Source organism: Scandinavium sp. UTDF21-P1B, from assembly GCF_040750395.1.
Classification (GTDB): Bacteria; Pseudomonadota; Gammaproteobacteria; order Enterobacterales; family Enterobacteriaceae; genus Scandinavium.
This window is the reverse complement of sequence record NZ_JBFLVD010000005.1, coordinates 14,813-39,644: the sequence shown is the minus strand read 5'-3', so window position 1 is coordinate 39,644 and position 24,832 is coordinate 14,813. Positions and strand designations below refer to the sequence as shown.

The 24,832-nt window shown below is 56.1% G+C and carries 26 protein-coding genes; 11 read left to right on the top strand and 15 right to left on the bottom strand.

Annotated features, from left to right (window positions below; genetic code table 11):
• Nucleotides 1-13 precede the first annotated feature (13 nt).
• Entirely contained in the window at nucleotides 14-841 is an 828-nt protein-coding gene (locus AB1287_RS01905) for a hemin ABC transporter substrate-binding protein (RefSeq protein WP_435616783.1), read from the bottom strand.
• Nucleotides 829-2,952 carry a TonB-dependent receptor plug domain-containing protein gene (locus AB1287_RS01900; RefSeq protein ID WP_436799814.1) on the bottom strand — a complete coding sequence of 708 codons (2,124 nt, stop codon included), beginning with the start codon at nucleotides 2,950-2,952 and terminating at the stop codon, nucleotides 829-831. Before AB1287_RS01900 ends, AB1287_RS01905 begins: the two co-directional genes overlap by 13 nt.
• A 339-nt stretch (nucleotides 2,953-3,291) precedes the next feature.
• Here AB1287_RS01900 and cueR point away from each other — a divergent pair, with 339 nt between their 5' ends.
• Nucleotides 3,292-3,699: a Cu(I)-responsive transcriptional regulator gene (gene cueR / locus AB1287_RS01895; protein WP_435616781.1), complete on the top strand. Its 408-nt coding sequence runs from the start codon at nucleotides 3,292-3,294 to the stop codon at nucleotides 3,697-3,699.
• Here the strand turns inward: cueR and AB1287_RS01890 are convergent.
• Nucleotides 3,696-4,148: an NfeD family protein gene (locus AB1287_RS01890; protein ID WP_435616873.1), complete on the bottom strand. Its 453-nt coding sequence runs from the start codon at nucleotides 4,146-4,148 to the stop codon at nucleotides 3,696-3,698. The two genes, cueR and AB1287_RS01890, sit on opposite strands and share 4 nt — an antisense overlap.
• A complete protein-coding gene (locus tag AB1287_RS01885) occupies nucleotides 4,148-5,062 on the bottom strand; it encodes an SPFH domain-containing protein (protein WP_097161571.1) in 915 nt (304 codons plus the stop codon). The genes AB1287_RS01890 and AB1287_RS01885 overlap by 1 nt, the downstream gene beginning before the upstream one ends.
• A 136-nt stretch (nucleotides 5,063-5,198) precedes the next feature.
• On the opposite strand from AB1287_RS01885, the gene fetA reads away from it, so the two are divergent.
• Both fetA and AB1287_RS01875 read left to right on the top strand, forming a co-directional pair.
• A complete protein-coding gene (gene fetA, locus AB1287_RS01880; protein ID WP_435616780.1) occupies nucleotides 5,199-5,867 on the top strand; it encodes an iron efflux ABC transporter ATP-binding subunit FetA in 669 nt (222 codons plus the stop codon).
• A complete protein-coding gene (locus AB1287_RS01875) occupies nucleotides 5,854-6,633 on the top strand; it encodes an iron efflux ABC transporter permease subunit FetB (protein WP_435616779.1) in 780 nt (259 codons plus the stop codon). Before fetA ends, AB1287_RS01875 begins: the two co-directional genes overlap by 14 nt.
• Nucleotides 6,634-6,755: 122 nt before the next feature.
• On the opposite strand, the gene AB1287_RS01870 is transcribed toward AB1287_RS01875, so the two are convergent.
• From AB1287_RS01870 to tesA, 3 genes are read right to left on the bottom strand one after another with little or no spacing between them, the layout of a single operon-like run.
• Complete coding sequence (locus AB1287_RS01870) at nucleotides 6,756-7,610, bottom strand: co-chaperone YbbN (RefSeq protein ID WP_435616778.1); 855 nt, start codon at nucleotides 7,608-7,610, stop codon at nucleotides 6,756-6,758.
• 58 nt (nucleotides 7,611-7,668) lie between these two features.
• Nucleotides 7,669-8,439 (bottom strand): SDR family oxidoreductase, encoded by a 771-nt coding sequence (locus AB1287_RS01865; RefSeq protein ID WP_435616777.1) that lies wholly within the window; start codon nucleotides 8,437-8,439, stop codon nucleotides 7,669-7,671.
• Nucleotides 8,440-8,467: 28 nt separating this feature from the next.
• Nucleotides 8,468-9,094 (bottom strand): multifunctional acyl-CoA thioesterase I/protease I/lysophospholipase L1, encoded by a 627-nt coding sequence (gene tesA / locus AB1287_RS01860; RefSeq protein WP_435616776.1) that lies wholly within the window; start codon nucleotides 9,092-9,094, stop codon nucleotides 8,468-8,470.
• Here tesA and ybbA point away from each other — a divergent pair.
• The 3 genes from ybbA (at nucleotide 9,062) to AB1287_RS01845 (ending at nucleotide 13,499) form a co-directional block, all read left to right on the top strand.
• A complete protein-coding gene (gene ybbA / locus AB1287_RS01855; RefSeq protein ID WP_312624666.1) occupies nucleotides 9,062-9,748 on the top strand; it encodes a putative ABC transporter ATP-binding protein YbbA in 687 nt (228 codons plus the stop codon). The genes tesA and ybbA overlap by 33 nt on opposite strands.
• Nucleotides 9,745-12,159, top strand: coding sequence for a putative ABC transporter permease subunit YbbP (gene ybbP, locus AB1287_RS01850; protein WP_435616775.1), 2,415 nt, complete (start codon nucleotides 9,745-9,747; stop codon nucleotides 12,157-12,159). Before ybbA ends, ybbP begins: the two co-directional genes overlap by 4 nt.
• 194 nt (nucleotides 12,160-12,353) lie before the next feature.
• Nucleotides 12,354-13,499 (top strand): porin, encoded by a 1,146-nt coding sequence (locus AB1287_RS01845; RefSeq protein WP_435616774.1) that lies wholly within the window; start codon nucleotides 12,354-12,356, stop codon nucleotides 13,497-13,499.
• 146 nt (nucleotides 13,500-13,645) lie between these two features.
• Here the strand turns inward: AB1287_RS01845 and mnmH are convergent, their stop codons facing one another.
• The 5 genes from mnmH to yedE form a co-directional block, all read right to left on the bottom strand.
• Nucleotides 13,646-14,716 carry a tRNA 2-selenouridine(34) synthase MnmH gene (gene mnmH, locus AB1287_RS01840; protein WP_435616773.1) on the bottom strand — a complete coding sequence of 357 codons (1,071 nt, stop codon included), beginning with the start codon at nucleotides 14,714-14,716 and terminating at the stop codon, nucleotides 13,646-13,648.
• Between the two features lie 89 nt (nucleotides 14,717-14,805).
• Entirely contained in the window at nucleotides 14,806-15,873 is a 1,068-nt protein-coding gene (purK, locus tag AB1287_RS01835; protein WP_312624658.1) for a 5-(carboxyamino)imidazole ribonucleotide synthase, read from the bottom strand.
• Nucleotides 15,870-16,379, bottom strand: a complete 510-nt coding sequence (gene purE / locus AB1287_RS01830) for a 5-(carboxyamino)imidazole ribonucleotide mutase (RefSeq protein ID WP_435616772.1) — start codon at nucleotides 16,377-16,379, stop codon at nucleotides 15,870-15,872. Before purE ends, purK begins: the two co-directional genes overlap by 4 nt.
• Nucleotides 16,380-16,543: 164 nt before the next feature.
• Entirely contained in the window at nucleotides 16,544-16,777 is a 234-nt protein-coding gene (yedF, locus tag AB1287_RS01825) for a sulfurtransferase-like selenium metabolism protein YedF (RefSeq protein WP_312624655.1), read from the bottom strand.
• Nucleotides 16,774-17,982 (bottom strand): selenium metabolism membrane protein YedE/FdhT, encoded by a 1,209-nt coding sequence (gene yedE / locus AB1287_RS01820; protein ID WP_435616771.1) that lies wholly within the window; start codon nucleotides 17,980-17,982, stop codon nucleotides 16,774-16,776. Before yedE ends, yedF begins: the two co-directional genes overlap by 4 nt.
• A gap of 266 nt (nucleotides 17,983-18,248) precedes the next feature.
• Here yedE and AB1287_RS01815 point away from each other — a divergent pair, with 266 nt between their 5' ends.
• Nucleotides 18,249-18,509, top strand: coding sequence for a DUF2534 family protein (locus AB1287_RS01815; RefSeq protein WP_312624653.1), 261 nt, complete (start codon nucleotides 18,249-18,251; stop codon nucleotides 18,507-18,509).
• An 11-nt stretch (nucleotides 18,510-18,520) separates the two neighbouring features.
• Here AB1287_RS01815 and AB1287_RS01810 read toward each other — a convergent pair whose 3' ends face one another.
• Nucleotides 18,521-19,171 carry a TetR family transcriptional regulator gene (locus tag AB1287_RS01810; protein WP_312624650.1) on the bottom strand — a complete coding sequence of 217 codons (651 nt, stop codon included), beginning with the start codon at nucleotides 19,169-19,171 and terminating at the stop codon, nucleotides 18,521-18,523.
• Nucleotides 19,172-19,264: 93 nt separating this feature from the next.
• On the opposite strand from AB1287_RS01810, the gene AB1287_RS01805 reads away from it, so the two are divergent.
• Nucleotides 19,265-19,924, top strand: coding sequence for an O-methyltransferase (locus AB1287_RS01805; protein ID WP_312624648.1), 660 nt, complete (start codon nucleotides 19,265-19,267; stop codon nucleotides 19,922-19,924).
• A gap of 1 nt (nucleotide 19,925) precedes the next feature.
• Here AB1287_RS01805 and lpxH read toward each other — a convergent pair whose 3' ends face one another.
• Nucleotides 19,926-20,648: a UDP-2,3-diacylglucosamine diphosphatase gene (gene lpxH, locus AB1287_RS01800; protein WP_312624646.1), complete on the bottom strand. Its 723-nt coding sequence runs from the start codon at nucleotides 20,646-20,648 to the stop codon at nucleotides 19,926-19,928.
• 3 nt (nucleotides 20,649-20,651) lie between these two features.
• Nucleotides 20,652-21,146, bottom strand: a complete 495-nt coding sequence (ppiB, locus tag AB1287_RS01795) for a peptidylprolyl isomerase B (protein WP_312624645.1) — start codon at nucleotides 21,144-21,146, stop codon at nucleotides 20,652-20,654.
• Nucleotides 21,147-21,318: 172 nt separating this feature from the next.
• Here ppiB and cysS point away from each other — a divergent pair, with 172 nt between their 5' ends.
• From cysS to AB1287_RS01780, 3 genes are all read left to right on the top strand, one after another.
• Nucleotides 21,319-22,704: a cysteine--tRNA ligase gene (gene cysS / locus AB1287_RS01790; protein WP_435616770.1), complete on the top strand. Its 1,386-nt coding sequence runs from the start codon at nucleotides 21,319-21,321 to the stop codon at nucleotides 22,702-22,704.
• A gap of 529 nt (nucleotides 22,705-23,233) precedes the next feature.
• Nucleotides 23,234-23,722 carry a hypothetical protein gene (locus AB1287_RS01785; RefSeq protein ID WP_435616769.1) on the top strand — a complete coding sequence of 163 codons (489 nt, stop codon included), beginning with the start codon at nucleotides 23,234-23,236 and terminating at the stop codon, nucleotides 23,720-23,722.
• A 148-nt stretch (nucleotides 23,723-23,870) separates the two neighbouring features.
• A partial coding sequence (locus AB1287_RS01780) for a hypothetical protein (RefSeq protein WP_436799813.1) occupies nucleotides 23,871-24,832 on the top strand: 962 nt, incomplete at its 3' end.

The window sequence follows — 24,832 nt, the reverse complement described above, 5'->3', positions numbered from 1 at the left end:
AGTCCTTTTTTACTCAGAGCTGCTGGTGCAGCGTTTCCACGGCGTCGGCAATGCGCGGCCCCATGCCCAGGATTAACGCCTGGTCGATGGTGATAATGCGCTGTTTTTTCCATGCGGCGGTGCGGGTCATGCCTGCGATGGTGCTCAGGCGATTCACATCGCCCTGAACCATTTCGTTCGTGACGATGATGACATCAGGATTTGCCGCCAGGATGGCCTCTGCGCTGTAGCTTTTATACTGCGTATGGGTTGCCACATTTTGAGCACCGGCAAGGGTCAGAATGGCATCGGCCACGCTGCCCTTACCCGCAACCTGTGGGGCGCTGCCGCCAGCAGAAAGAATGAACATTGCGCGAACCGGCGTTTTACCGCGGTTTGCCTGTTTAACCCGTTCCAGCCTTTGGCGGATATTTGCGATAAGCGCATTGCTGTTATCCTCAGCGCCCAGAACGTTGCCCAGCGTCTGAATATTGGCAACCATCCTGTCCAGCGTGGCGGGAACGCGCGGGAGCGTAACAACGTGGATCTTCTGTGCTCGTAGCTGATTCAGCACCACATCCGGACCGGCATCCTGCCAGGTAATAAAGGTATCCGGATGCAGCGATAAAATGCCTTCGCTGCTGAGCTGCTTCCAGTAGCCGATGTGAGGCAGGCGGGCGGTTTCCGGAGGCCAGGAAGTTGTCTCATCCACGCCGACGACGCGCTCTCCGGCACCAAGGGTAAAAACAATTTCGGTGAGCGAACCGCCGGCAACCACAATACGGTCACCGGCGTGGCTGGCCGCAGCAACGCAAAGCAGCAAAAGAGCGGTAAGCTTTTTTTTCATGGTCAGAACTTCCATGCAAAGCCCACTGCGGCGTTAAAGCCTGCTGCCGGAATGGATTCATGGGCGGTTTGATAACGTTTGTCGGTCAGGTTATTGAGGGCAAGGTTGACCTGGTACCGATCCTGCGGTCCAAACTCGGTGTTGAAGGCCAGGTTAAGCGTTGCCCAGCCCGGGTAGCGTGTCCCGGCATCGCTGGTTTTGTCCGAGGCGCTGGAGGCGGCACGCACAAAGAGATCGGTGGTGATGTTCAGGGTATTCCACATTTGAGTGCGCTTCACGCCGACACGACCGCTGATCAACGGTTCACCGGTATCCCATGTTTTGAGCGTGCTGCCTTCATACTGGCGGCGCAGAATATTCCCGCTCAGATAGGGGGAAACCGCCCAGCCGTTGTACTCCGCGGTAAGCTCCATCCCCCAGGTTTTGGCGCGATCGATGTTGTCATAGTGGTAATAGCCAGTACGTGAGCTATTGCTGTTGCCGTCACAGATGCTCTGACCGGAACAGGCCATCGAGGCGATGTAATCTTTCGCCTCAGAATAGTAAACCGCGCCGTCCACGACCCAGAGGTTGCCGTTGTAACGCGCGCCAATCTCATAGTTGTTTGAGTGTTCTGCTTTAAGATCCGGATTGCCATAATTCACGCCACCGCCCGCAGAGGTTTGCATAAACAGCTGGCTCAGCGTCGGGAAGACGTAGCCTTGCGCAAAGGCCATGCGCAGCTCCAGATTATCGATACCGGAGTAACGCAGGCTGGTGGAGGTCACCCATTCATTATCGCGTGCGCTGTCGCCCCCGAGGGAAGAAGAGGTTGTCCCGGTCTGCGAGTGCGTGGTGGTTTCATCGCCGGAGGTGAGCTTTGAGGAGAGCCAGTACTGGCGAGCGCCCAGCGTCCAGGTCCAGCTATCGGCAAACTTCCAGTCGTTCTGCCCAAACACCGACCAGTTTGTCTGTTCGGAGCGGTTGTGTGCGAGCGTGTTTTTACTGTAGTTGACGGCGGCCGGGAAGCCGCTGGTGCTGGAGGAGTCCGTCGAGCTTTGGGATGTCTGCTTAACCGTGTCTCGCTGATACTGAGCGCCCAGCACCAGATTGTTATCGCCCGGAAGGCTGAAGTTTGATTGCAGCGTAACGCCCTGCGTCTCCTGCTTATCTTGCGAACGGGTCCGGTTCGCCACGCGCAGATCGCCGATCATCGGGCTACCGGTTGGCGTGTTGACGGCAACATTATTCTCAAATTTACGTTTGATATTTTGCGTGTAGGCATCAACGTGCAGGGTTTTCAGGTAGTCGCCCGCGACGTCAAAATCATAGAACAGGCCCACTTTTTCACGCTTTAGCTCCGGGAGCTTAACGCTGAACTCTTCGTAGGTGGGATCGTCGTACCAGGTCTGGGTACTCAGCTCATAGCGGTCGACCGAGAGCCCGAACTTGTGGCGGTCTACGGTGTAACCCAGCCATACGCCCTGGCTGTTGTTACGAAAAGAGGTGTTCGGCAGGCGACCATCCGGCGTATCCCGGTTGCCCTGATCGGAGTAACTCCCGTTGATACGATAATCGAATTGCCCGATGCTGCCCCTGGCGGCGGCAGATTCCTCCCAGCCCGCGGTCGCTGAGTTGTAGGTGGCCTTCACCACGCCGGCTAACGGTTTGTCGCCCCCTTTTTTCGTGATGAAGTTGACGACACCGCCAATCGCCTGTGAGCCATACAGAACCGAGTAGGGGCCTTTCACCACTTCAATACGCTCTAATGCGGATTCATCTATCAGCAGCCCCGCACCGTAGTTTTGACCTGCGCGCTGGTAGGTAACCTCCTGACCATCAATCAGGATCAGCACGCGTGAAGAAGCTTCGCCGCGGATGCGAATTTGTTTGCGGCCCGCCAGGGCGTTGTCCGTAACTTCAACGCCGGGAATGTCCTGCAGGTCGTCGGCAATAGAGGTGCTCGTGGATTTCTCCAGCGTCTCGCGATCGATAACCTGGACTGTCGCCGGGCTGTTCCAGAGGGTGCTTTCCGAACGATTCGCGGTAACCACCAGCGTCTCTTCAGTGCTCGCTTTCGTCTGTGCTGTCGTCAAAGAAGCGGCACTGGCTGTGCCTGCCATCAAAACTGAAATTGTGGAGAGCATAACGCGCCCCTGACAAGTCCTTCGCATCATAAACGTGAACCTTAATTTTAATGATAATTAATATCGTTCGCATTTATATAAAAGGCGTGCGGGGACGTCCAGATTTAAAGGTGTAAAACGAATGCAACTTTGATTTGCGTCAATTCGTAACGGAAGGTAAGCCGTTTTTCGTGAGCTGCATCACGGTGAGAAAAGACAGTGCGGCTGACAACCGATTGAAACATGAGGGATATATTTTTTAAACATGCAGATTGTCTTCGTAAGAGGTTGGTTCTTACCGGGTTGGCCTTACAATAAGCAGAGGTGGGTCTGCGAGGTGACAGCCCTGTGGGGGGAAAAATGAATATCAGCGATGTGGCGAAAAAAACCGGCCTGACCAGTAAAGCGATTCGTTTTTACGAGGAGAAGGGCCTGGTCACGCCACCGCTGCGCAGCGATAACGGCTACCGCAGCTACTCACAAAAACATCTGGATGAGCTGACGCTGCTGCGTCAGGCCCGCCAGGTGGGATTCAACCTGGAAGAGTGCGGGGAACTGGTGAATCTGTTTAACGATCCGGCTCGCCACAGCGCGGATGTCAAAGCGCGTACCTTGCAGAAGGTGGCGGATATTGAGCAGCATATTAAGGAACTGCAGGGAATGCGTGAACAGCTGCTGGCGCTGGCGGAGGCCTGTCCGGGCGATGACAGCGCCGACTGCCCGATTATCGATAATCTTTCCGGCTGCTGTCATCGTAAAAAAGGTTAGTGCAGGCGAACCTTTAGCGTAATCCCCTCCACGGCAATCACCTCCACGCGGGAGCCCGCAGGGAGATCGTCATCGGCGGTCACCGGCCATGAGCTGTCGCCCACGCGCATATGCCCGCGTCCGTTGCTGAGTGCGGAGTCCAGGGTAAAGACTTTTCCGACAAGCTGCTGACCGCGCTGATTGAGCTGGCTGTCGGCGCGCGGCTGCTGTCTGACTCGGCTTGCCAGCCAGCGCCACCAGAGCCATGCGGCCAGCAGCGTTAAGACGGCAAACAGCGCGCCTTGCCACTCCCAGCCAAACGGCAGTAGCCAGACCAGTAGTCCGGTGACGATCGCCGCCACGCCGCTCCACAGCAGATAGCCATTCCCGCCGAGCATTTCCGCCGCCAGCAGCACGCCACCGAGGCTTAACCAGAAAATATGCGGGTGAACGAGCAGGGCGTCGATCATCATTTTCTCCGTTCGCTGGCGCTGTCTTTCACCAGCTCGGCGATCCCGGCAATGGAGCCCATCAGGCTGCTGGCATCCAGTGGCATCATCACCACTTTGCTGTTGTTGGCGGAGCCAATCTGCTGCAGCGCGTCGGTGTATTTCTGTGCCACGAAGTAGTTCACCGCCTGAATATCCCCGGCGGCGATGGCTTCGGATACCATCTGCGTGGCGCGGGCTTCCGCCTCGGCGGAACGTTCACGGGCTTCAGCCTGCAGGAATGCGGACTGACGTTCGCCTTCCGCTTTCAGGATCTTCGACTGCTTCTCACCTTCGGCTTTGACGATCTGCGCCTGGCGGATCCCTTCGGCCTCCAGAATATAGGCACGCTTGGTTCGTTCAGCTTTCATCTGGGCGTTCATCGCATCAATCAGCTCGGCCGGTGGACGCACGTCGCGAATTTCGATACGGGTGATTTTAATCCCCCACGGATTCGTGGCTTCATCGACGATATGCAGCAGACGGGTGTTGATGTTGTCGCGCTGGGAGAGCATTTCATCGAGCTCCATCGAGCCAAGCACGGTACGGATATTGGTCATCGTCAGGTTGATGATCGCAAGCTCCAGGTTGCTCACTTCGTACGCCGCTTTGGGGGCATCAATCACCTGAATAAAGCAGACTGCGTCGATGGCTACATTGGCGTTATCTTTAGAGATGATTTCCTGAGAAGGGATATCCAGCACCTGCTCCATCATATTAATTTTGCGGCCGATGCGATCCATAAACGGCACCACCAGGCTCAGGCCGGGCTGCAAGGTTTTGGTATAACGACCAAAACGCTCAACGGTCCACTGATAGCCCTGAGGAACAATCTTGACGCCGGCGCCGACAATCACCAGCGCGACGAAGATCAGGACGGGAATAAAGACGAGCATGAAAAACCTCCTGTTTTTGCAAGGCGGCCGACTGCCTTCGTCAGCCCGATACCTGAAAGTATAACTTTTATCCTTCTCAGCGCGAAGGGCGCAGGCCTACAATACCGACGGGATAAGCGCGAAAAATGAGAAAAGAATGAAGGCATTATTACAGGTCAACCAACTGGGTTTTAAGCCCGACGGCATTCCGCTGTTAAATAACATCAATCTGGTATTACGCGAAGGGCAGTTCACTCTGATAACGGGCCCTTCCGGCAGTGGGAAAAGTACGCTGCTAAAAATTATCGCTTCGCTGCTGAGCCCGACGTCAGGATCCATCCTTTATTGCGGTGAGGATATTACGCGCCTCTCTCCTGAAACCTATCGCCAGCAGGTTTCGTACTGCGCGCAAACCCCTGCGCTGTTTGGCGATACGGTATACGACAATTTACTTTTTCCGTGGCAAATACGCGATCGGCGCCCACAGCCGGAAAAATTGCTGGCCGATCTGGCGCAATTTAATTTGCCGGAAGAGACGCTGAAAAAATCAATTAATGAACTGTCTGGCGGGGAAAAACAGCGTATTTCGCTGATTCGGAATCTGCAATTTTTACCCAGAGTATTATTGCTGGATGAAATAACCAGCGCACTGGATGAGAGTAATAAGCATAACGTGAACGAGATTATTCAGCGCTACGTGAAAGAGCAGGGCGTGGGCGTGCTGTGGGTCACCCATGACGCTGGTGAAATCGGTCATGCGGACGATGTGATTACCCTTAAACCGCATGCGGGTGGCATGGAGGAGCAGATTCATGACCGGGCATAACATTTCCAATGAATCGCTGGCGTTATCCATGGTGCTGGTGCTGGTGGCGATTATCGTCAGCTACCGGGAAAAGCTGGCGCTGGAAAAAGACATTCTCTGGAGCATCTGCCGGGCGGTGGTGCAGCTGGTTGCGGTGGGGTACGTGCTGAAAACGATTTTCAGCGTTAACGATGCGATCCTCACCCTGCTGATGGTGCTGTTCATCTGCTTCAACGCCGCGTACAACGCGCAAAAGCGCAGTAAATACATCAGCCATGCGTTTGTCTCTTCTTTTATCGCCATTACCACCGGGGCCGGGCTGACCCTGGCCGTGCTGATTTTTTCCGGGGCGATTACCTTCACGCCGATGCAGGTGATCCCGATTTCCGGGATGATTGCGGGCAATGCGATGATTGCCGTAGGGCTGTGCTACAACAATCTCGGCCAGCGCTTTAGCAGCCAACAGCAGCAAATTCAGGAAAAATTGAGCCTCGGCGCTACGCCGAAAGTGGCTTCGCAGCATCTGATTCGCGAGAGCATTCGCGCGTCGCTGATCCCGACGGTGGATTCCGCTAAAACGGTGGGGCTGGTGAGCTTACCGGGGATGATGTCGGGGCTGATTTTTGCCGGAATAGACCCGGTGAAGGCGATTAAGTACCAGATAATGGTGACCTTTATGTTGCTCTCGACCGCAAGCCTGTCGACCATTATTGCCTGCTACCTGACCTACCGGAAATTCTACAACTCGCGCCATCAGCTGGTGGTGAAGCAGCTGAAAAAGCCGTAGTCGTTTGATACCCCCGGCGGTTGATTGCCTGATGTGCTTCGCTTATCAGGCCTACGGGGCACCAGGCAGATTTGGTTTTTGTAGGCCGGGTAAGGCGAAGCCGCCACCCGGCAATGTGTCAGTTAATAAAGCAAAGAATAGAGCTGACGGCGGTATTTCGCCGCCAGCGCATCGCCGGTGCCCAGCGCCGCCAGAATTTCCTGCAGCATCTTGCGCGCCTGGCCATCTGCCGCGCCAAGATCCTTTTTAAGATGGCTGAACAGCAGCTCCAGCGCCTCTTCGTTACGCCCTACCTGATGCAGCTGGAGTGCAAGCTGTGAAGCCAGCGCCGCATCCTGCGGGTTGGCTTCCACCTGCTGCTGCAGCTGCTGGATTTCCGGCGTATCGGCGGCCTGTTTCAGCAGCTCAATCTGTGCGACCAGCCCCTGATAGCGGGTGTCCTGATCCTGCAGCGGCACGGTTTTCAGCGTTGCTTCTGCATCTTCCGAGCGGTTCAGCGCAATCTGGGTTTCCGCGAGCAACAGGCCAATCTGGCTGTCCTGATTTGACATTTGCCAGGCCTCTTTCAGCAGCGGCAGCGCGTCGGTGTAATTGCCTTCCTGCATCAGGGCCATTGCCTGCTGGGCCTTAAGTTCTTCTTCACGCGGCAGCACTTTATCGAGCAGGTTACGGATAACCTCTTCCGGCTGCGGGCCCTGGAAACCGTCTACCGGCTGGCCGTTCTGGAACAGATAGACCGTTGGAATGGCGCGCAGGCCGAACTGGGAGGCAATCATCTGTTCGGCGTCGCAGTCGAGCTTCGCCAGAATAAACTGGCCCTGGTACTGATTCGCAAGGCCTTCCAGCACGGGGGTTAACTGCTCGCAGTGCTGGCTGCGCGGCGACCAGAAGTAGAACAGGACGGGCACGGTCGCGGACTGCTCCAGCGTCTGGTGCAGGTTCGCTTCAGTAATGTTAACGATATATTGTGCAGACATGAGGCGTTCTCTTTAGTCGATTTCTCTGTTACATGGGGGCGAAGGCGAAACCTTCAACTCAGCCCCGCAGAATTTTGTCCATCATCCGGCCCGGCAGAAGGCGTTTAAGCACCATCACCGCGTGGGTCACCATCGTCACCGGATAGCGCATCTTCGGCTTCTCGCTGGTGAAAGCATGGCGCACTTTTTCAACCACTGCCTCCGGCCCAAGGGTAAAGCGTGCGGCAATACCTGGATTTTCGACGGGCTTATCGGCCTGAGTCTGGTTGACGTTTTCCGTGAAGCGGGTGCGGATGGGCCCCGGTTCAATCAGGCTCACCTTAATGCCGCTATGGCGCAGCTCCATGCGCAGAGCATCTGACCAGGCTTCCAGCGCGTATTTGCTGGCGGCATAAGCGCCGCGGCCCGGGGTCGAAATCAGCCCCATTACCGAAGAGGTCATGACGATACGGCCTTCAGCATGCGGCACCATGGCGGGCAGCAGGCGCATGGTGAGCTGATGCGCACCAAAGAAGTTGGCGGAAAACTGCTGCTCAAGCTGCGGGCGGGTGATGGTGTTGAGCGGGCCATACAGGCCAAAACCGGCGTTATTGAAAATGCCGTACAGGCGATTGCCGGTGAGCTGAATGATATCGTCGGCCGCACGGTCCACGCTTTCCGGCGAATCCAGATCGAGCAGAATGCCCGTGAACCCCATACCCGACATTCGGGCTACGTCTTCCGGCTTGCGGCAGGCGGCCAGCACCTGAAAGCCCTGACGCTTCAGTTCCTGCGCGCTTTCCAGCCCAATTCCGCTGGAACATCCTGTAATTAAGACCGTTTTTTGCATAACTTTACCTGAGGACAACGCCTGAGTTTCAGGAGTCGTGTTTAACTAAGGGAGCCAGACGTGTCGCCATCCAGTCGGCGATGAACGGCTGAGCGTCACGATTGGGGTGAATACCGTCATCCTGCATCCATTGCGGCTTCAGATAGACCTCTTCCATGAAAAACGGCAGCAGAGGAATATCAAACTCTTTCGCAAGCTGCGGATAAATCGCGCTAAAGGCCTCATTATACCGACGTCCGTAGTTAGCAGGCAGGCGAATTTGCATCAGCAGCGGCTCGGCGTTGGCGGCCTTCACCTGGCTGATAACGGTGCGCAGCGTTTGTTCCGTTTGCTGTGGCTGGAATCCGCGCAGGCCGTCGTTGCCGCCGAGTTCGACCAGCACCCAGCGCGGCTGGTGCTGTTTCAGCAGCGCCGGTAAACGTGCCAGCCCCTGCTGAGAGGTGTCCCCGCTGATGCTGGCGTTGACAACTTCGGTCTTTGGCTGCCACTTTTCATTCAGGAGCGCGGGCCACGCGGCGTTCGCCGCCATGCGATATCCGGCGCTCAGACTGTCACCGAGGATTAACAGCGTGTCGGCAAACGCGGCGCGGCAGGTTAACAGCAACAATAACAGGAACGGCAGATGCCAGCGGAAAACATACTTGAAGTTCATCATCTTAAGAAATCCGTCGGTCAGGGGGAGCAGGAGCTTTCCATCCTTACCGGAGTTGAGCTGCTTGTCAAACGGGGGGAGACGCTCGCGCTGGTGGGGGAATCCGGCTCCGGGAAATCCACGCTGTTGGCGATCCTCGCCGGGCTCGACGACGGCAGCAGTGGCGAAGTTACGCTGGTCGGTCAGCCGCTGCACAGGATGGACGAAGAGGCCCGCGCCGCGCTGCGCGCCCGCCATGTCGGCTTTGTCTTTCAGTCCTTTATGCTTATCCCGACGCTCAATGCGCTGGAGAACGTCGAGCTTCCGGCGCTATTGCGCGGAGAAAGCGACAGCCAGGGACGCGTTCACGCCAAAGCGCTGCTGGAACAGCTCGGGCTCGGCAAACGCCTGCATCATCTTCCGGCGCAGCTTTCCGGTGGGGAACAGCAGCGCGTGGCGCTGGCCCGCGCTTTTAACGGGCGGCCTGATTTGCTGTTCGCCGATGAACCGACGGGCAATCTCGACCGACAAACCGGCGATCGTATCGCTGAACTGCTGTTTTCCCTTAACCGCGAGCATGGCACCACGCTGATTCTGGTCACCCACGATCCGGAGCTGGCGGCACGTTGCGACAGAAGGCTGCGCCTGGTGAACGGACAGCTGCGGGAGGAGTCATGATTGCCCGCTGGTTCTGGCGCGAGTGGCGCTCGCCTTCGCTGCTGATTGTCTGGCTGGCGCTGAGCCTGGCGGTTGCCTGCGTGCTGGCGCTCGGCAACATAAGCGACCGCATGGACAAAGGTCTCAGCCAGCAGAGCCGCGAGTTTATGGCGGGAGACAGAACGCTGCGTACTGCTCGTGCCGTGCCGCCAGAGTGGCTGGCAAAAGCGCGAGAAGAGGGGCTGAAAGTCGGGGAGCAACTGAGTTTCGCCACCATGACTTATGCGGGCAACACGCCGCAGCTGGCAGACGTGAAAGCGGTAGAGGATGTTTACCCGATGTATGGCGAACTGGAAACCGACCCGCCAGGCCTGAAACCACAGCCCGGAACGGTGCTGCTTGCCCCACGTCTGATGGCGCTCCTGAACCTCAAACCGGGCGACACCATCGACGTGGGCGATGCCACGTTGCGGATAGCCGGTGCTGTTGTCCAGGAGCCTGACTCTGGCTTCAATCCTTTCCAGATGGCACCGCGCCTGATGATGAATATGGCCGACGTCGCGAAGACCGGCGCCGTTCAGCCCGGCAGCCGCGTCGGCTGGCGCTACAAGTTTGGCGGAACGCCGCAGCAAATCAGTGCTTACGAAAAATGGCTGCTGCCGCAGCTCAAACCCGATCAGCGCTGGATTGGGCTCGATCAGGATGAAGGTGCACTCGGTAAATCGCTCGAACGCTCCCAGCAGTTCCTTCTGCTCTCCGCTCTGCTGACGCTGCTGCTGGCGGTCGCCGCCGTGGCGGTGGCGATGGGGCATTACTGCCGCAGTCGCTACGATTTAGTGGCGGTGCTGAAAACGCTCGGTGCCGGACGCGCGCAGCTGCGCAAGCTGATCCTCGGGCAGTGGGCGATGCTGTTGCTGCTGTCGCTGGTCACCGGCGGGGTGATGGGGCGGGTGTTTGAAAACATCCTGATGGTGTTGCTCAAACCCGTGCTGCCCGCGGCGCTGCCGCCGGCCAGCCTGTGGCCCTGGCTGTGGGCAACCGGTGCGATGGTGGTGATTTCGGCGCTGGTGGGGATGCGACCATGGCGTTTGCTGCTGGCGACCCAGCCGCTGCGCGTGCTGAGGCGTGATGCGGTGGCGAACGCCTGGCCGCTGAAAATCTATATTCCGCTGATGACGATTGTTGTCGTTCTCCTGCTGGCCGCGCTGATGGGGGGCTCGATGCTGCTGTGGTCGGTGCTGGCAGGCGCGGTAGTGCTGGCCGTGCTGTGTGGCCTGGTGGGCTGGCTGCTGCTGAAGATGCTCCGGCGCGTCACGCTGAAGTCGCTGGCGCTGCGCCTTGCGGTGAGTCGCCTGCTGCGCCAGCCGTGGTCCACGCTCAGCCAGCTGGCGGCGTTTTCCCTCTCCTTTATGCTGCTGGCGCTGCTGCTGGTGCTGCGCGGCGATCTGCTGGACCGCTGGCAGCAGCAGCTTCCGCCGGAGAGCCCCAATTATTTTCTGATCAATATTGCTCCGGAGCAGGTGGGGTCGGTAAAAGCGTTTCTGGCCGACCATCAGGTGATTCCGTCCGCGTTTTATCCTATCGTCCGGGCACGCCTGACGGCGATTAACGGTCAGTCGACGGACGGCAACAAAGATGAAGCGCTCAACCGTGAACTGAACCTGACCTGGCAGAGCCAGGTGCTGGATCACAATACCGTCACTGCGGGGAGCTGGCCGCCGAAAGTGGGTGAGGTGTCGATTGAAGAAGGGCTGGCGAAGCGTCTGAACGTGGGTATTGGCGATAAGGTGACCTTCACCGGCGATACTCAGGCATTCAGCGCCAGGGTGAGCAGCCTGCGCAAGGTGGACTGGGAAAGCCTGCGGCCTAATTTCTTCTTTATCTTCCCGAACGGTGCGCTCGACGGTCAGCCGCAAAGCTGGCTGACCAGCTTCCGCTGGGATAGCGGTAATGCGCTGTTAACGCAGCTTAACCGCGAATTCCCGACCGTCAGCCTGCTGGATATCGGCGCGATTCTGAAACAGGTTGGGCAGGTGCTTGAGCAGGTCAGTCGGGCGCTGGAGGTGATGGTGGTGCTGGTGACGCTGTGCGGCGTACTGTTGCTGCTGGCGCAGGTGCAGGTTGGGATGCGCCAGCGTCATCAGGAACTGGTGGTATGGCGCACGCTCGGTGCCGGGAAGTCACTGCTGCGTACCACGCTGTGGGCGGAGTTTGCGCTGCTCGGGCTGGTGTCTGGTCTGGTGGCCGCAATCGGCGCAGAGACGGCACTCGCCGTGCTGCAAACTAAAGTGTTTGATTTTCCGTGGGAGCCTGACTGGCGTCTGTGGATTACGCTGCCGCTGTGCGGGGGAATATTGCTCTCGCTGTGCGGCGGCTGGTTGGGATTACGTCTGCTGAAAGGCAAAGCGTTATTCCGCCAGTTCAGTAGTTGATTTATTACCGTTATTAATTAAAGCCGGCCATTGTGCCGGTTTTTTATTTTAAGCGCACGAAAGGATAAATTAATTCTGTTAACCGCACGTTTTATTAAAAAACCATGCATACGAAAAGGACAATAAAAGTTAATATCCGATAAGTAAATGCGCGTCTTTTTATTTACCGGACCAAAAATTATCAGGGATATAACATGAAAATAACAAAAAATGCGCTGGCTCTCGCCGTCGGTGCCGCAGTGGCGTTAACGTCTATGGCCGCTCAGGCGGAAATCACGCTGCTCAAACAGGACCCGCAGGCGGGCAATCCACTGAGCCGTCTGAATTTCACCGTTGGGGGCAGTATCCGTCCTCAGTTTAATATGATGACCGGCGACGGTGATAAAGGTTCATATAAGCGTAATGGCTTCGATGGTGGCACCCGTTTCCGCTTTGCTGCCGATTATTATCTGTTCGATGATATTAGCTGGATCAGCTATTACGAACTTGGCGTGAATATTCCGGCGTTGTTCGACTGGGATAGCCATTATGCAGATGGGGCTAATAATACCCAGCGTCGTATGCTGTATACCGGCCTGAAAAGTAATACCTGGGGTACGTTAACCTTCGGTCAGCAAAACAGCGTGTATTACGATGTGGTCGGTGTGAAAACCGATATCTGGGATTACGACATGATTGGCCAGGCACCGGGTAACGGCATTAACGGTGACTACGATGGCTCCTATCGTTCCCGCAAAATGCTGAAATACAAGAAAACCGTGGGTGACGTTGACCTGTACGCTTCTTACCTGTTCAACGACAGTGAATATCTGCCGGGCAACGGTCTGCGCTACAAGCGTAAAGGCGGCGGTTCTCTGGGCGTGGATTACCACATCACTGACGATCTGACCTGGGGTTCCGCGTGGAACTACACCCGCGCCGATATGCGTAACCCGGACAACAACGACAGTAAAACCTACGATCAGAATATCCTCGGCACGGCGCTGAGCTATACCCCGGATAACTGGACGTTCTCCTTCGGCGGCGGCTGGTATCAGAACTACCTGACCACCAAAAAAGTCTCCGTTAATGACTACTTTGCGGGCGATGCGTGGGGTATTGAGTACTTCGCGGGCTACCAATTCCCAATTGGTCAGTACGGACTCAAATCCGTGCAGCCATACTTCATGGGTGACCGTCTGGAATATGTTAACGGACGGAACTACCAGCGCATCGACAACGGCGTGGGTATCAGCTTCAAGCTCGACTATGGCTTCCAGGTGGACTACGAACACGTCTTCACTTCAAGCACCGACGATCTTGGCGACATGAATCTGGTGCGTCTGCGCTACGATTTCTGATTTGGAACAATGCCCGGTGGCGGCTTTGTCTGATCGGGCCTACAGCTGATTTGTAGGCCCGCGCAAACGAAGTGCCGCCGGGCTTCAGAAGTCCCCAGATCAGGTAAGCGCAGCGCCGCCTGACAATCAGGCAACCGGGCAATCAATCAGGCTCTGAGCCACCCGGCCACTTCCTCATAATTCCCCTTAAATACAATCTTCTCCGCCTTCTTCTCAAGCTGATAGCGATACATCGGATCGTAATATTCGGCCAGCAGAGGTTTGAGCCAGCTAAAGTGTGCTTCTGTGGAACCATCACGCTGTTGTTCAACTAAAGCGGAATCCAGTTTTTCCTTCAGCTGAGCAAAGCGCTGGAGACCCAGGCGACGGCGAATGGCGAACAGGCCGTGGTGCAGATAGTCGCTGTACTCCTGCCAGCCTTTCTCTTCGCCACTGGCCTGCAGAAAATCGCGATGCATGCGGGTGAAATACTCCTCGCGCAGGCGTTCAAGGCGAATCTCAAACGGGTCGTCCACCACCGCAATCGAAGCCTTCGCCATGCTGTTTCGCAGGCATTCCGGCAAGTGGTTGGCACCGATCATATGACCTTCATCCTCCAGCACCCAGCGCGGCGCATCGCGTTGCAGCATCTCGACGGCCAGCGCATTTTCAAAGCTGGCCTGTGAAAGCTGCGGCACCAGCGTACGGCCAAACGACGAACCGCGGTGATGGGCAAGGCCTTCCAGATCGATACCCGCCGCATGTGCCCGTATAAGATCGGTTTTACCGTTCCCCGTACAGCCGCCAACCAGCACCATCGGGCGCTGAACGATTTCCGCTGTTGCGGCGATGGCCGCCTGGCGCAGCGACTTATAGCCGCCGACGATCAGCGGCACGTCGATACCTGCTTCGCGCAGCCACGCTTGCGTAATATGCGAGCGCTGACCGCCGCGGGCGCAGCAGAGATAAGCTTCAGGATGTTGGTGAAACGCCTCCACCCAGCGCCCGATGCGCTGTTGGCGCTTCTCCCCCTTCACCAGAGAGTGACCGAGCTTGAGTGCAGCCTCGGCACTGTGACGCTTATAGCAGGTGCCGACTGCGGCGCGCTCTTCGTCGTTCATCAGCGGCAGGTTGATGGCTGCTGGCAGCGCACCCTGCTGAACTTCGACGGGGGCACGCACGTCGATGATGGGCGTTCCGGTACGCAAAATGGCGCGGAAATCCGTCCCATTAGTCATGGAAAAATCCTTAATGAAAAAGCATAGGGGGATTTTACGCGCGGAAGAGGAGGCCGGGGAAGGCGAAGATCAATCCCCGGCCAGAAAGGTTAAGCAAGTTTTGACTGCGCCCAGGTGATGCCGCTGGCGTATTCAGGCGGCAGCAGAGGAACAAGCGCTTCAAGCGTTGCACTCAGGCGGCCAGTGTCGCTGTCGTTGAGGTTCAGATGGCCGACCTTACGGCCTTCGCGCACCTCTTTGTCGTACCAGTGCAGGTGCACCAGCGGCAGCTTCAGCCAGTCATAGTTCAGGTCGGTACCAATCAGGTTGACCATCACAGAAGGGCTGTTCACCACCGGCGGCGGCAACGGCAGGCCGATTATGCCGCGCAGGTGCAGCTCGAACTGGCTGATTGATGCGCCATTTTGCGTCCAGTGCCCGCTGTTGTGCACGCGTGGGGCAAGCTCGTTAATCAGCAGGCCTGCCGGAGTGATGAAGCACTCCATCGCCATCACGCCAACATAGTTCAGCTCGTTCATGATTGCCGCCAGCATGGTTTCCGCCTGCGACTGCTGCTGAACATTCGCCTGAGGGAACGCTACGCTGACGCGCAGAATGCCGTTCTGGTGCAGGTTATGCGTCAGGGGATAAAACACCGTGCTGCCGTCGTGCGCACGAGCGCCAACCAGCGAAACTTCACCGCTGAAGTTGATGCCCTGTTCGACGATGCATTCGCCGTAGCACTCATCCGGCAGCTGATCCGTATCCCCGGCGCGCAGACGCCATTGCCCGCGGCCATCGTAACCGCCGGTGCGGCACTTAACGATAGCCAGTTCGCCCAGGCGATCGAACACGCCAGGCCATTCGGCTTTTTCTGCCAGCAATTGCCACGGGGCGGTCGCCAGCCCGAGTTTGTCAAACAGCTGCTTTTGCGTCAGGCGGTCGGCGATGACGGGAAAAACGTCGCGGTTCACAAACGCTTTATGCAGCGCCAGTTCACGGGTTAATGCGGTTTCCGGCCAGCGTTCGATTTCTGCGGTGATGACGCTTTGCTGAAAGGGAACCGCCTCCGGATCGGCTTCTAAGCCAACCGGCCACACGCTGATGCCCAGAGGTTCACCGGCCTGGCGCAGCATGCGGCCCAGCTGACCGTTGCCAAGAACGCAGACCTGCTTCATGCCGCACCCCTTGGGTCCGGGTTGTCCAGCACTTCGTCGGTCTGCGCTTTGCGCCAGTCCGCCAGGCGCTGATGCAGTTCAGCGTCATGGGTCGCCAGAATCTGCGCGGCCAGCAGAGCGGCGTTGGCTGCGCCTGCTTTACCGATTGCCAGCGTACCAACGGGAATGCCGCGTGGCATCTGAACGATGGAGTAGAGGCTGTCGACGCCGCTCAGGGTGGCGCTTTGCACAGGAACGCCCAGAACGGGCACCAGCGTTTTTGCGGCGATCATGCCCGGCAGATGCGCGGCACCGCCAGCCCCTGCGATGATGACCTGGTAACCTTTCTCTTCTGCCGTTTCGGCAAAGCTAAAGAGTTTGTCCGGCGTGCGGTGTGCAGAAACCACTTCCACGTGGTGCGGTACGTTCAGGGTATCGAGGATTTCAGCGGCAAACTGCATGGTCGCCCAGTCGCTTTTGGACCCCATTACGATGGCGATACGCGCCGGATTGTTGCGGGAAGACATGCGTCTTAAAACTCCTGTGGGTGTGGATCACACGGCATTGAAGGCCACAGAGAATAGCACGGAAAACCGGCAAGGAAAACGGTTGCGCGGATAAAGTCGGGGGGAGATATATGCCAGAGAAAAGCGGTAATTTGCCCCCGACTTTTACTCGCGGGGGCAAAAGACTACTTCTGAATCAGATAGCGAATGGTCGGGCCATCCTGTTGAATATCCAGGACGGTATAGCCGTGATTGGCGGCGTCGAGAGGAATGTTATTGATGGATTGCGGGCAGTCGCTGACCACCTCCAGGATCTCACCCTTCTTCAATGACGGCATCGCTTCCAGCGTGGCCACGGCAGGATACGGACAAGGTTCACCGACCATATCCAGACGGTAATCAGGAACGAGCGTTTTCATACGGCCTCCTGCTCATTGCGGGGGAGTGAAGTGCGACGGCGGAAGAAGCGTTTTTCCCAGACGATCACCAGCAGCAGCGCCAGTGCCAGCAGGCAGTAGGTTACCAGCAGTCCGCCGTAAGGGCCGAAGGTGTCCAGCAGATTGACTTTATCCCAGTGGGTGGCAAGCGGGGAGAGATCGTCCCAGTAATAGGCCAGCAGGGTGGAGCCAATCACGTTGCCCAGGCCCACCCACCAGTAGTGAACCTGCCCTTCAACCGCCCGGTACATCCATCCCGTTTCGCAGCCGCCCGCGAGAACAATACCAAAGCCGAACAGCAGTCCGCCCAGCACGGCATTCGGGCCCGCCCACATGATTTTCGGCTCCATGCCCAGCTGCACATAGCTAAAGATGCCAATGGCGCTGGCGGCCATGCCAAAAATAATCGCTTTCGCCATCGTGGTTCGTCCCGTGATCCACATATCACGGAACGCGGACGTAAAGCAGATCTGCGCACGTTCGATAAGCACCCCAAAGCCGATGCCGAACAGCATGGCGATGCCGAGTTTAGGATGACTGGATGCGGTCAGCAGCGCCCAGCCGATCATGCCGAAAAAGAAAATCACGCCAAGTCGAAAACGACGGCGGGCCTGATTCGGTTTTTGGGTTAACGGCGAAGCGGCAGAGACTTTTTGCATCTTCACCGGGATACGAAATATCGGCAGCAGGGTGAAACGGGCGCCAAACCAGGAGCCTATGGCTGTGGCGATGGCAAAGAACCAGGCGTGGAGGGAAAACTGCGGAATGCCGGTAAAAAAGGCTGCCAGGTTACAGCCCATGGCCATGCGTGCGCCAAAACCGGCAATAATGCCGCCGACGATGGCCTGAAAAATTCGAATGCGGCTGCGGGGAAAACGTAGCTTCACGTTATTGGCCCACAGCGCAGCGGCAAAGCATCCGCCGAACATGCCGAGGATCATCATGCCGTCGATACGCTCCAGCGGCGTACCCTCAAGATGGATGAGCTTATAGTAGCTCCATGTTTCTGCGTGAACGCCTGCGAGCTGCAGCAGCTGTCCGCCCCAACGGGTGAACTCACCCGTCACGGCCCAGAAGGTGCCCGTGAGACCAAAGTAGTAGGTGGAAAGAATGCCTGCGGCGATAACGGTGGGAACCGGTGACCAGAATTTGACCAGCCAGGTTTGTTTAAAGTGTTGCCATGTCATAGTAAATGCCTCTGAACTCAGAAGGGTCATTTCCCGCTAGCGGGTAAAAAGAGACGAGAGGATACGTGACTTGCGGGAAGAAAAACCTCGAAGAGATCAACACAATTCGCCACGGCGATGCGCTGTAATAATCAGGCGAAGAGAGGGCTGATGTTTGTGCTGCTGTAAATTTGCCGCACCGTGAGGGGAAATGCGGTAAAATTGTTGCCTGACTGTGAAAACTGCTGCGATACGCGCGCAGTACAGCATGAACATGAGGAGAACCTATGCTGCAAATACTTCGCACCCCGGACGGGAAAAAGTTTCTCACGGCCGTCGCCATCGTTTTTATCGTTGCCGTGACGGTGATATCGAAAGTGACGTTCCAGGGCGTTGAGGATCAGTACAATCTGCCGATGGATCAGTGGAGCGTATCGATGTACTTCATGCAGGGCGCATGGGCGGCCATCTACAGCATTATGTTCACCATTATCGGTTCGCTGCCGTTTGGTTTCTATTTCCTTGGGCCGAAAGACGATCGCGGCTGATCTTGCGGGCGTCAGGGAAGGGGCTCCTGCCGCTTAAGTGACTGAAGATAGCTACACAGCATGTCTGCCAGCGCTGACGCCCGCTGCTCAATCTCTTCTTCCGTACGCGGGCGCTGAGAAAACGCGTGCCCGACGGCGCTGAGCGTTACCATCAGTAATTCTGCCGCCTGCACCCGATCTGCCTCCGGCGTGAGCGGTAAAAAGGCGGTCACAAAATCCTGAAAAAAGCTTTCGTTACCCGCTTTCGCCTCCTGGGCTTCGGGCGCATCGCGATAGAGCGGTGCCGCGTCGTTCAGGGCCACTCGCATTCCCGCCTCTTCGCACTCAGAGCGCACAAAGATATGCACCAGCCGACTTAGCCTCTCCAGAGGCGGCAGTCGCTCATCCTGAAGCGTCTTCTTAAGCAGCGCTGAATTTTGCTGCCATTCATCCTGCTGAAGGCGAAATAAAATTGCCGCCTTATTCGGAAAATATTGGTACAGCGAACCAATGCTGATCCCGGCCCGTTCGGCGACTCGCGCGGTAGTAAAGCGGGCGGCGCCCTCCTGCGCTAAAACCTGAGTGGCCGCCTGCAAAATGGCGGTTACGACGCTGGCAGAGCGTATCTGTTTTGGCTCTTTTCTTGTGGAAATACGCGGAGTTAGCCTGTCGTTCTGCGGCATCACTGGACCTCTCTGGAATGCGAATAGCCTAAAAGTTTACCTCCCCTCATTATAGTAATGCGATTAATTATTCACATTTATGAGGACAAAGAGATGAATAATACCTTAACGACCGCGCCGCTGGCTCCGCTGCTGACACGCCTTTTTGCGCAGGCGGATGAAGCCAACCTGGCGGAGAACGTGGAGTGGTCTGACGAAGAAGTCACACGCCTGATGCACAGTAAAACGGAATATGCGGCCTTTTACGGCCAGCTGAAAACGCTGTGGCTGCCGGTATCACGGGAAACGGGGAAGCTGCTGTATATGCTGGCCCGAAGCTGTCAGGCGCGCCAGATTGTTGAGTTTGGCACTTCGTTTGGGATCTCAACCCTGCATCTGGCGGCGGCGCTGCGCGACAACGGCGGCGGGCAGCTGATCAGCAGCGAGTTCGAACCTTCTAAAGTGCTGCGCGCTCGCGAGCATATTGCCGAAGCAGGGCTGAGTGATTTGGTGGACATTCGTGAAGGGGATGCGCTACAGACGCTGTCTCGCGATCTGCCTGCACAAATCGATCTGCTGCTGCTGGACGGTGCGAAAGCGCTCTACCCGGAGATTCTGGCCCGTGTGGAATCCCGCTTACGTCCGGGCGCTTTACTGATCGCAGACGATGCCGATCATAGTCCGGAGTACGTTGCGTGGGTCCGCAATCCGGCCAATGGCTATCTGTCGATGCCTTTTAATGACGATGTGGAAATCTCGGTGCGTCTGGGGTAATTCAGAACGGGAAGGCGATGAGTTCGACGTTATCTTCGGTCACTTTGACCATCGATCCTTCCGTGTGCCATGCCCCAAGCACCACGCGAAACGCGGGCTGACCGTTGGCATTCAGTTCGTGTACCGCCGGGCGATGGGTGTGCCCGTGGATGAGCCATTGCACCTGATGTTTTTCCATCACCTCAACAACCGCCTGCGGGTTAACGTCCATGATGGTCATGGCCTTATGGCTGTTGGCGGCTTTGCTGCCGTCGCGCATTTTGGCAGCGATGCGGCGGCGAATAAACAAGGGCAGGGCGAGGAACAGCTTCTGCAGCCAGGACTGGTGTACTTTGGCGCGGAACGCCTGGTAACCAGCGTCGTCAGTACATAGCGTATCGCCGTGGAGAATTAAAACCGGACGACCGTAAAGGCTGAGACGTTGTTCTTCCGGCAGCAGAATCATGCCGCTTTCGCGGGCGAACTGCCTGCCGAGCAGGAAATCACGGTTGCCGTGAATGAAGTAGCAGGGTACGCCAGAATCCACCAGCGTTTTGATTTCACGAGCTATTTCACGATGAAGCGGTTCGGGATCGTCATCGCCAATCCAGGCTTCGAACAGATCGCCAAGAATGTACAGCGCATCGGCGCTGCGTGCTTCACCGCGTAAAAAACGCAGAAAACCGGCGGTAATCGCCGGTTCTTCTGTATGCAGGTGCAAATCTGCAATAAAAAGCGTCGCCACGAATTACTCGCTGACGGTCACGCTTGTGATGATAACGTCTTCTTTAGGCACGTCCTGGTGCATGCCGCTGCGGCCTGTTGCCACGGCTTTGATCTTATCAACCACGTCCATGCCTTCAACCACTTCTGCAAACACACAGTAGCCCCAGCCCTGCATGCTTTCGCCGGAGAAGTTCAGGAAGTCGTTGTCAGCCACGTTGATGAAGAACTGTGCGGTGGCAGAGTGTGGCGCCTGAGTACGGGCCATTGCCAGCGTACCACGGGTGTTTTTCAGGCCGTTGTTGGCTTCGTTTTTGATCTGATCTTTGGTGGCTTTCTGATTCATGCCTGGCTCGAAGCCGCCGCCCTGGATCATAAAACCGTTGATTACACGGTGGAAAATGGTGTTGTTGTAAAAACCTTCGCGGCAGTAGTCCAGGAAGTTTTTAACTGTTTCAGGCGCTTTATCATCAAAAGTTTTGATAACGATATCGCCGTGATTAGTGTGGAAAGTAACCATTTTTGCATCCTGTTCCGATATAGTGGTGCGAATACCCGCTGACGGGTCACGTATAGGCGGTTGTTATAGCATAACCGCCGGGTTCGATCACCTTGCAATGCGTGCTGCTTCCGGATTGAATTACGGGTAGAATACGCCGTTTACGATCACACACGTCCACATGGAATCTTCAATGTTAAAAATCTTTAATACACTGACGCGCCAAAAAGAGGAATTCAAACCTATTCATGCCGGAAAAGTGGGCATGTACGTGTGTGGTATCACCGTTTACGATCTCTGTCATATCGGCCACGGCCGGACTTTCGTTGCCTTCGATGTGGTGTCACGCTACCTGCGTTTCCTCGGCTACGATCTGAAGTACGTGCGCAACATTACCGATATTGACGACAAAATCATCAAACGCGCTAATGAAAACGGCGAGGATTTTGTGGCGCTGGTCGACCGCATGATCGTCGAAATGCACAAAGATTTTGATGCGCTGAATATCCTGCGCCCGGACAGCGAGCCGCGCGCGACGCACCACATTCATGAGATCGTTGAGATCACCGAAAAGCTGATCGCCCGCGGTCACGCCTACGTCGCGGAAAATGGCGACGTGATGTTCTCCGTGCCAAGCGATCCCAACTACGGCCTGTTGTCGCGCCAGGATCTGGAGAATCTCCAGGCGGGCGCGCGCGTTGACGTGGTCGACGTAAAACGCAACCCGATGGACTTCGTGCTGTGGAAAATGTCGAAAGCGGACGAGCCGAGCTGGCCTTCTCCGTGGGGCGAAGGGCGTCCGGGCTGGCATATCGAATGTTCGGCGATGAACTGCAAACAGCTGGGGTCGCATTTCGACATTCACGGCGGCGGTTCAGACCTGATGTTCCCGCACCACGAAAACGAAATTGCGCAGTCCACCTGTGCGCACGATGGCGAATACGTGAATACCTGGATGCACTCCGGGATGGTGATGGTCGATCGCGAGAAGATGTCTAAATCGCTCGGCAACTTCTTCACCGTGCGTGACGTGCTGAAGTATTACGACGCGGAAACCGTGCGTTACTTCCTGATGTCCGGCCATTACCGCAGCCAGCTGAACTACAGCGAAGAGAACCTGAAGCAGGCGCGCTCGGCGCTGGAGCGTCTGTATACCGCGCTTCGCGGGACGGATCCTTCCGTTGAAGCCGCAGGGGGTGAAGCGTTCGAAGCCCGTTTCCGCGAGGCAATGGATGACGACTTCAACACGCCGGAAGCTTACTCCGTGCTGTTTGATATGGCGCGTGAAGTGAACCGTCTGAAAGGCGAAGAGATGGCTGCGGCTAACGCCATGGCCTCCCATCTGCGTCAGCTCTCTGCCGTACTGGGCCTGCTGGCACAGGATCCGGAGCTCTTCCTGCAGGGCGGTGCGCAGGCTGACGATGGCGAAGTGGCGGAAATCGAAGCGTTGATTAAGCAGCGTCTGGAAGCGCGCCAGTCGAAGGACTGGGCCGCAGCGGATGCCGCGCGTGACCGTCTGAACGAGATGGGCATCGTGTTGGAAGATGGTGCCCAGGGCACTACCTGGCGCCGTAAGTAAGTCTGTCATGCCTGGTGGCACTTATGCTAACCGGGCTGGAAGAGAAAGCAGGCCGGGTGAGGCGTAGCCGCCACCCGGCCTTTTTTATCTCCGTCTCCGCCACAATAATCCTGGTAACTACATCCACTGCGGAGAATCTCTCATCCGATATTTCTCTGTGCTTTGCGCCGTTGCGGCACGATATCGCTGTTATCCGTTTCAGGCGATCGTGAGCGAGGGATTATTAAGGTCCGGGATTTTTCTTATTTTCCACAGGGCTTCACTTCATGTATTCATGGAGCTTATTGGATACTTGCCCCGCTATTGTCGATGTAATTGTAATGCACTGATTTATCACAATTATATTGTTGCTGTGATGCTTTAATCATTCATGGCATTTATTCTTTGTGCTGGGTTTTGAATCTGAAGGTATTGTTAAAATTAAGCATTTTATGAAATGATAATTAAGTCTGTTTTATCGTTGATATCTCTCACCTTAAATGCTGCCAGTCATCATGCGCCATCATGATGCCACAAGGATTGTATTATTATGTATTTAGTCAATAGCGTCAGTATTAGCAAATGGTCAATGCGGGCCGTTTTATTATTGTTTGTTGCAGGAATGATTAGTGGTTGCCAAAAAAATATACAACCAAATTCTGATTCTGAATCGCTAGTCACTGTCACTCCCGTTATTCCCCCCGTTCCGAGGACATACCCTTCGTCGACAAATATAACAGAAGATCAGAGTGACAATACGAGCAGGGCTAATGCTGCGAAGGGCGGCGTGGTCTCCAACTGTGAACGCGAACTGCTTGCCCTCTCTAAAGTGAACAAGAACGTCTACGTGCAGAAGAAAGCGGCTTTTGATGAACTGTTAAGAAATGCTGCTGTTTATACTGAAGTACGTGAAGATATTGGCGCTGAGACGCGGGGAACGATGGATGCGCTTTATAAATATAAAACGCAGAAGCTCTGTAATGATATAGCACAATCCGTTCGTGAATCGCTGATCGCCAAGGGAGAGAACTTCAGATGATATTTAACAGGAAGCGCATTTTTTTTTTACACTGTCGATAGTCACCGCCAGTATTCTGGCGGCTAGTGTTAATGCCAGTGATAATAATGCGACAGTCGATTCACTGAATGTGATTACTGCCCAATCCAGTGATATCCCGGAATTATTAATGGAGAGAACGATCTCTCTTCCACCTGCCGTTACTGAAAAGAAAACCAAAAAGCCCGTCAAAAAAGCGAACGTTGAGGAGTCCACCCCGGCTCAGGTGAACGCCCATTCACAAGACTATGCTGCGTTGCAGAAAAAACTTGTTGAGTCGCAAAAAAAGATCGAGCAGCTGGAAACCCAGCGGCAAAGCGTACAGCAGCAGCTTGATGAAAAAAGTCAGCAGCTTGCGGCACTCATTAAGGCGCAATCGAGTGGGAAAGCTTCAGACGATGCACAGAAGGTACAGCTGGGTGACCTGCAAACGCAAAATGCGGCGCTGAAAAAGCAGATTACAGCGCTAACTGCCGCCCAAATCAGCAACTCGCTGGAGCTTGCCGCAGTCAAAACGCGCGACAGCGAGGCTGTTTCACAACTGAAAAAGCAGTTGGTGGAGAGCCAAAACAGGGCCACTGCGCAGGACAAGCAGATTGCTGAGCTGACGGCGAAACAATCCGCGAATGAGAAAGCGCTGGCGCTGGCTAACAGTGGCGAAAGTAAAGCGCTGACCGCCTTAAAACAGTCGTTAAGCCAAAGTCAACGTGAAGCCGAAGCGCTGAAGAAGTCACTTTCAGCGGCAAATGCGAAACAGCGTGAGAATGAAAAAACGTTGGCGATGAGCCAGGAAACAGCCTCGGGGTTGATGCAGCAGGTCAGTGACTTAACGGCGGCTCAGGAAGCAAATGCCAGGAGCCTCGCGGAAGAAAAAACCGGTAGCAACAAGGTGGTTGCCGATCTGAAGCAGTCCCTGGATCTCAGCCAGAAAGAAGCCGCCGCACTGAAAAAATCGCTGTCTGACCGCCAGAACAGCGTGGATGCCCTGACGAAGAAGGTCGCGGATCTGAACGCGACCCAGGAAGCAAACGCTAAAGCGCTGGCCGCGGCGAAAGCCGGAGACAGCAAAGCGGTTGCCGATCTGAAGCAGTC

What these genes read in the sequence shown, in the direction of transcription:
- AB1287_RS01875 (WP_435616779.1), top strand. Translation starts at nt 5,854, where the DNA reads ATGACCGGGCATAACATTTCCAATGAATCGCTGGCGTTATCCATGGTG.
- ybbA (WP_312624666.1), top strand. Translation starts at nt 9,062, where the DNA reads ATGCCAGCGGAAAACATACTTGAAGTTCATCATCTTAAGAAATCCGTC.
- purE (WP_435616772.1), bottom strand. Translation starts at nt 16,379, where the DNA reads ATGTCTTCCCGCAACAATCCGGCGCGTATCGCCATCGTAATGGGGTCC.
- AB1287_RS01865 (WP_435616777.1), bottom strand. Translation starts at nt 8,439, where the DNA reads ATGCAAAAAACGGTCTTAATTACAGGATGTTCCAGCGGAATTGGGCTG.
- cysS (WP_435616770.1), top strand. Translation starts at nt 21,319, where the DNA reads ATGTTAAAAATCTTTAATACACTGACGCGCCAAAAAGAGGAATTCAAA.
- AB1287_RS01885 (WP_097161571.1), bottom strand. Translation starts at nt 5,062, where the DNA reads ATGCTCGTCTTTATTCCCGTCCTGATCTTCGTCGCGCTGGTGATTGTC.
- yedF (WP_312624655.1), bottom strand. Translation starts at nt 16,777, where the DNA reads ATGAAAACGCTCGTTCCTGATTACCGTCTGGATATGGTCGGTGAACCT.
- AB1287_RS01870 (WP_435616778.1), bottom strand. Translation starts at nt 7,610, where the DNA reads ATGTCTGCACAATATATCGTTAACATTACTGAAGCGAACCTGCACCAG.
- AB1287_RS01900 (WP_436799814.1), bottom strand. Translation starts at nt 2,952, where the DNA reads ATGCTCTCCACAATTTCAGTTTTGATGGCAGGCACAGCCAGTGCCGCT.
- AB1287_RS01905 (WP_435616783.1), bottom strand. Translation starts at nt 841, where the DNA reads ATGGAAGTTCTGACCATGAAAAAAAAGCTTACCGCTCTTTTGCTGCTT.
- AB1287_RS01890 (WP_435616873.1), bottom strand. Translation starts at nt 4,148, where the DNA reads ATGATCGACGCCCTGCTCGTTCACCCGCATATTTTCTGGTTAAGCCTC.
- AB1287_RS01845 (WP_435616774.1), top strand. Translation starts at nt 12,354, where the DNA reads ATGAAAATAACAAAAAATGCGCTGGCTCTCGCCGTCGGTGCCGCAGTG.
- yedE (WP_435616771.1), bottom strand. Translation starts at nt 17,982, where the DNA reads ATGACATGGCAACACTTTAAACAAACCTGGCTGGTCAAATTCTGGTCA.
- AB1287_RS01805 (WP_312624648.1), top strand. Translation starts at nt 19,265, where the DNA reads ATGAATAATACCTTAACGACCGCGCCGCTGGCTCCGCTGCTGACACGC.
- AB1287_RS01810 (WP_312624650.1), bottom strand. Translation starts at nt 19,171, where the DNA reads ATGCCGCAGAACGACAGGCTAACTCCGCGTATTTCCACAAGAAAAGAG.
- cueR (WP_435616781.1), top strand. Translation starts at nt 3,292, where the DNA reads ATGAATATCAGCGATGTGGCGAAAAAAACCGGCCTGACCAGTAAAGCG.
- ybbP (WP_435616775.1), top strand. Translation starts at nt 9,745, where the DNA reads ATGATTGCCCGCTGGTTCTGGCGCGAGTGGCGCTCGCCTTCGCTGCTG.
- mnmH (WP_435616773.1), bottom strand. Translation starts at nt 14,716, where the DNA reads ATGACTAATGGGACGGATTTCCGCGCCATTTTGCGTACCGGAACGCCC.
- fetA (WP_435616780.1), top strand. Translation starts at nt 5,199, where the DNA reads ATGAAGGCATTATTACAGGTCAACCAACTGGGTTTTAAGCCCGACGGC.
- AB1287_RS01785 (WP_435616769.1), top strand. Translation starts at nt 23,234, where the DNA reads ATGTATTTAGTCAATAGCGTCAGTATTAGCAAATGGTCAATGCGGGCC.
- AB1287_RS01815 (WP_312624653.1), top strand. Translation starts at nt 18,249, where the DNA reads ATGCTGCAAATACTTCGCACCCCGGACGGGAAAAAGTTTCTCACGGCC.
- ppiB (WP_312624645.1), bottom strand. Translation starts at nt 21,146, where the DNA reads ATGGTTACTTTCCACACTAATCACGGCGATATCGTTATCAAAACTTTT.
- tesA (WP_435616776.1), bottom strand. Translation starts at nt 9,094, where the DNA reads ATGATGAACTTCAAGTATGTTTTCCGCTGGCATCTGCCGTTCCTGTTA.
- purK (WP_312624658.1), bottom strand. Translation starts at nt 15,873, where the DNA reads ATGAAGCAGGTCTGCGTTCTTGGCAACGGTCAGCTGGGCCGCATGCTG.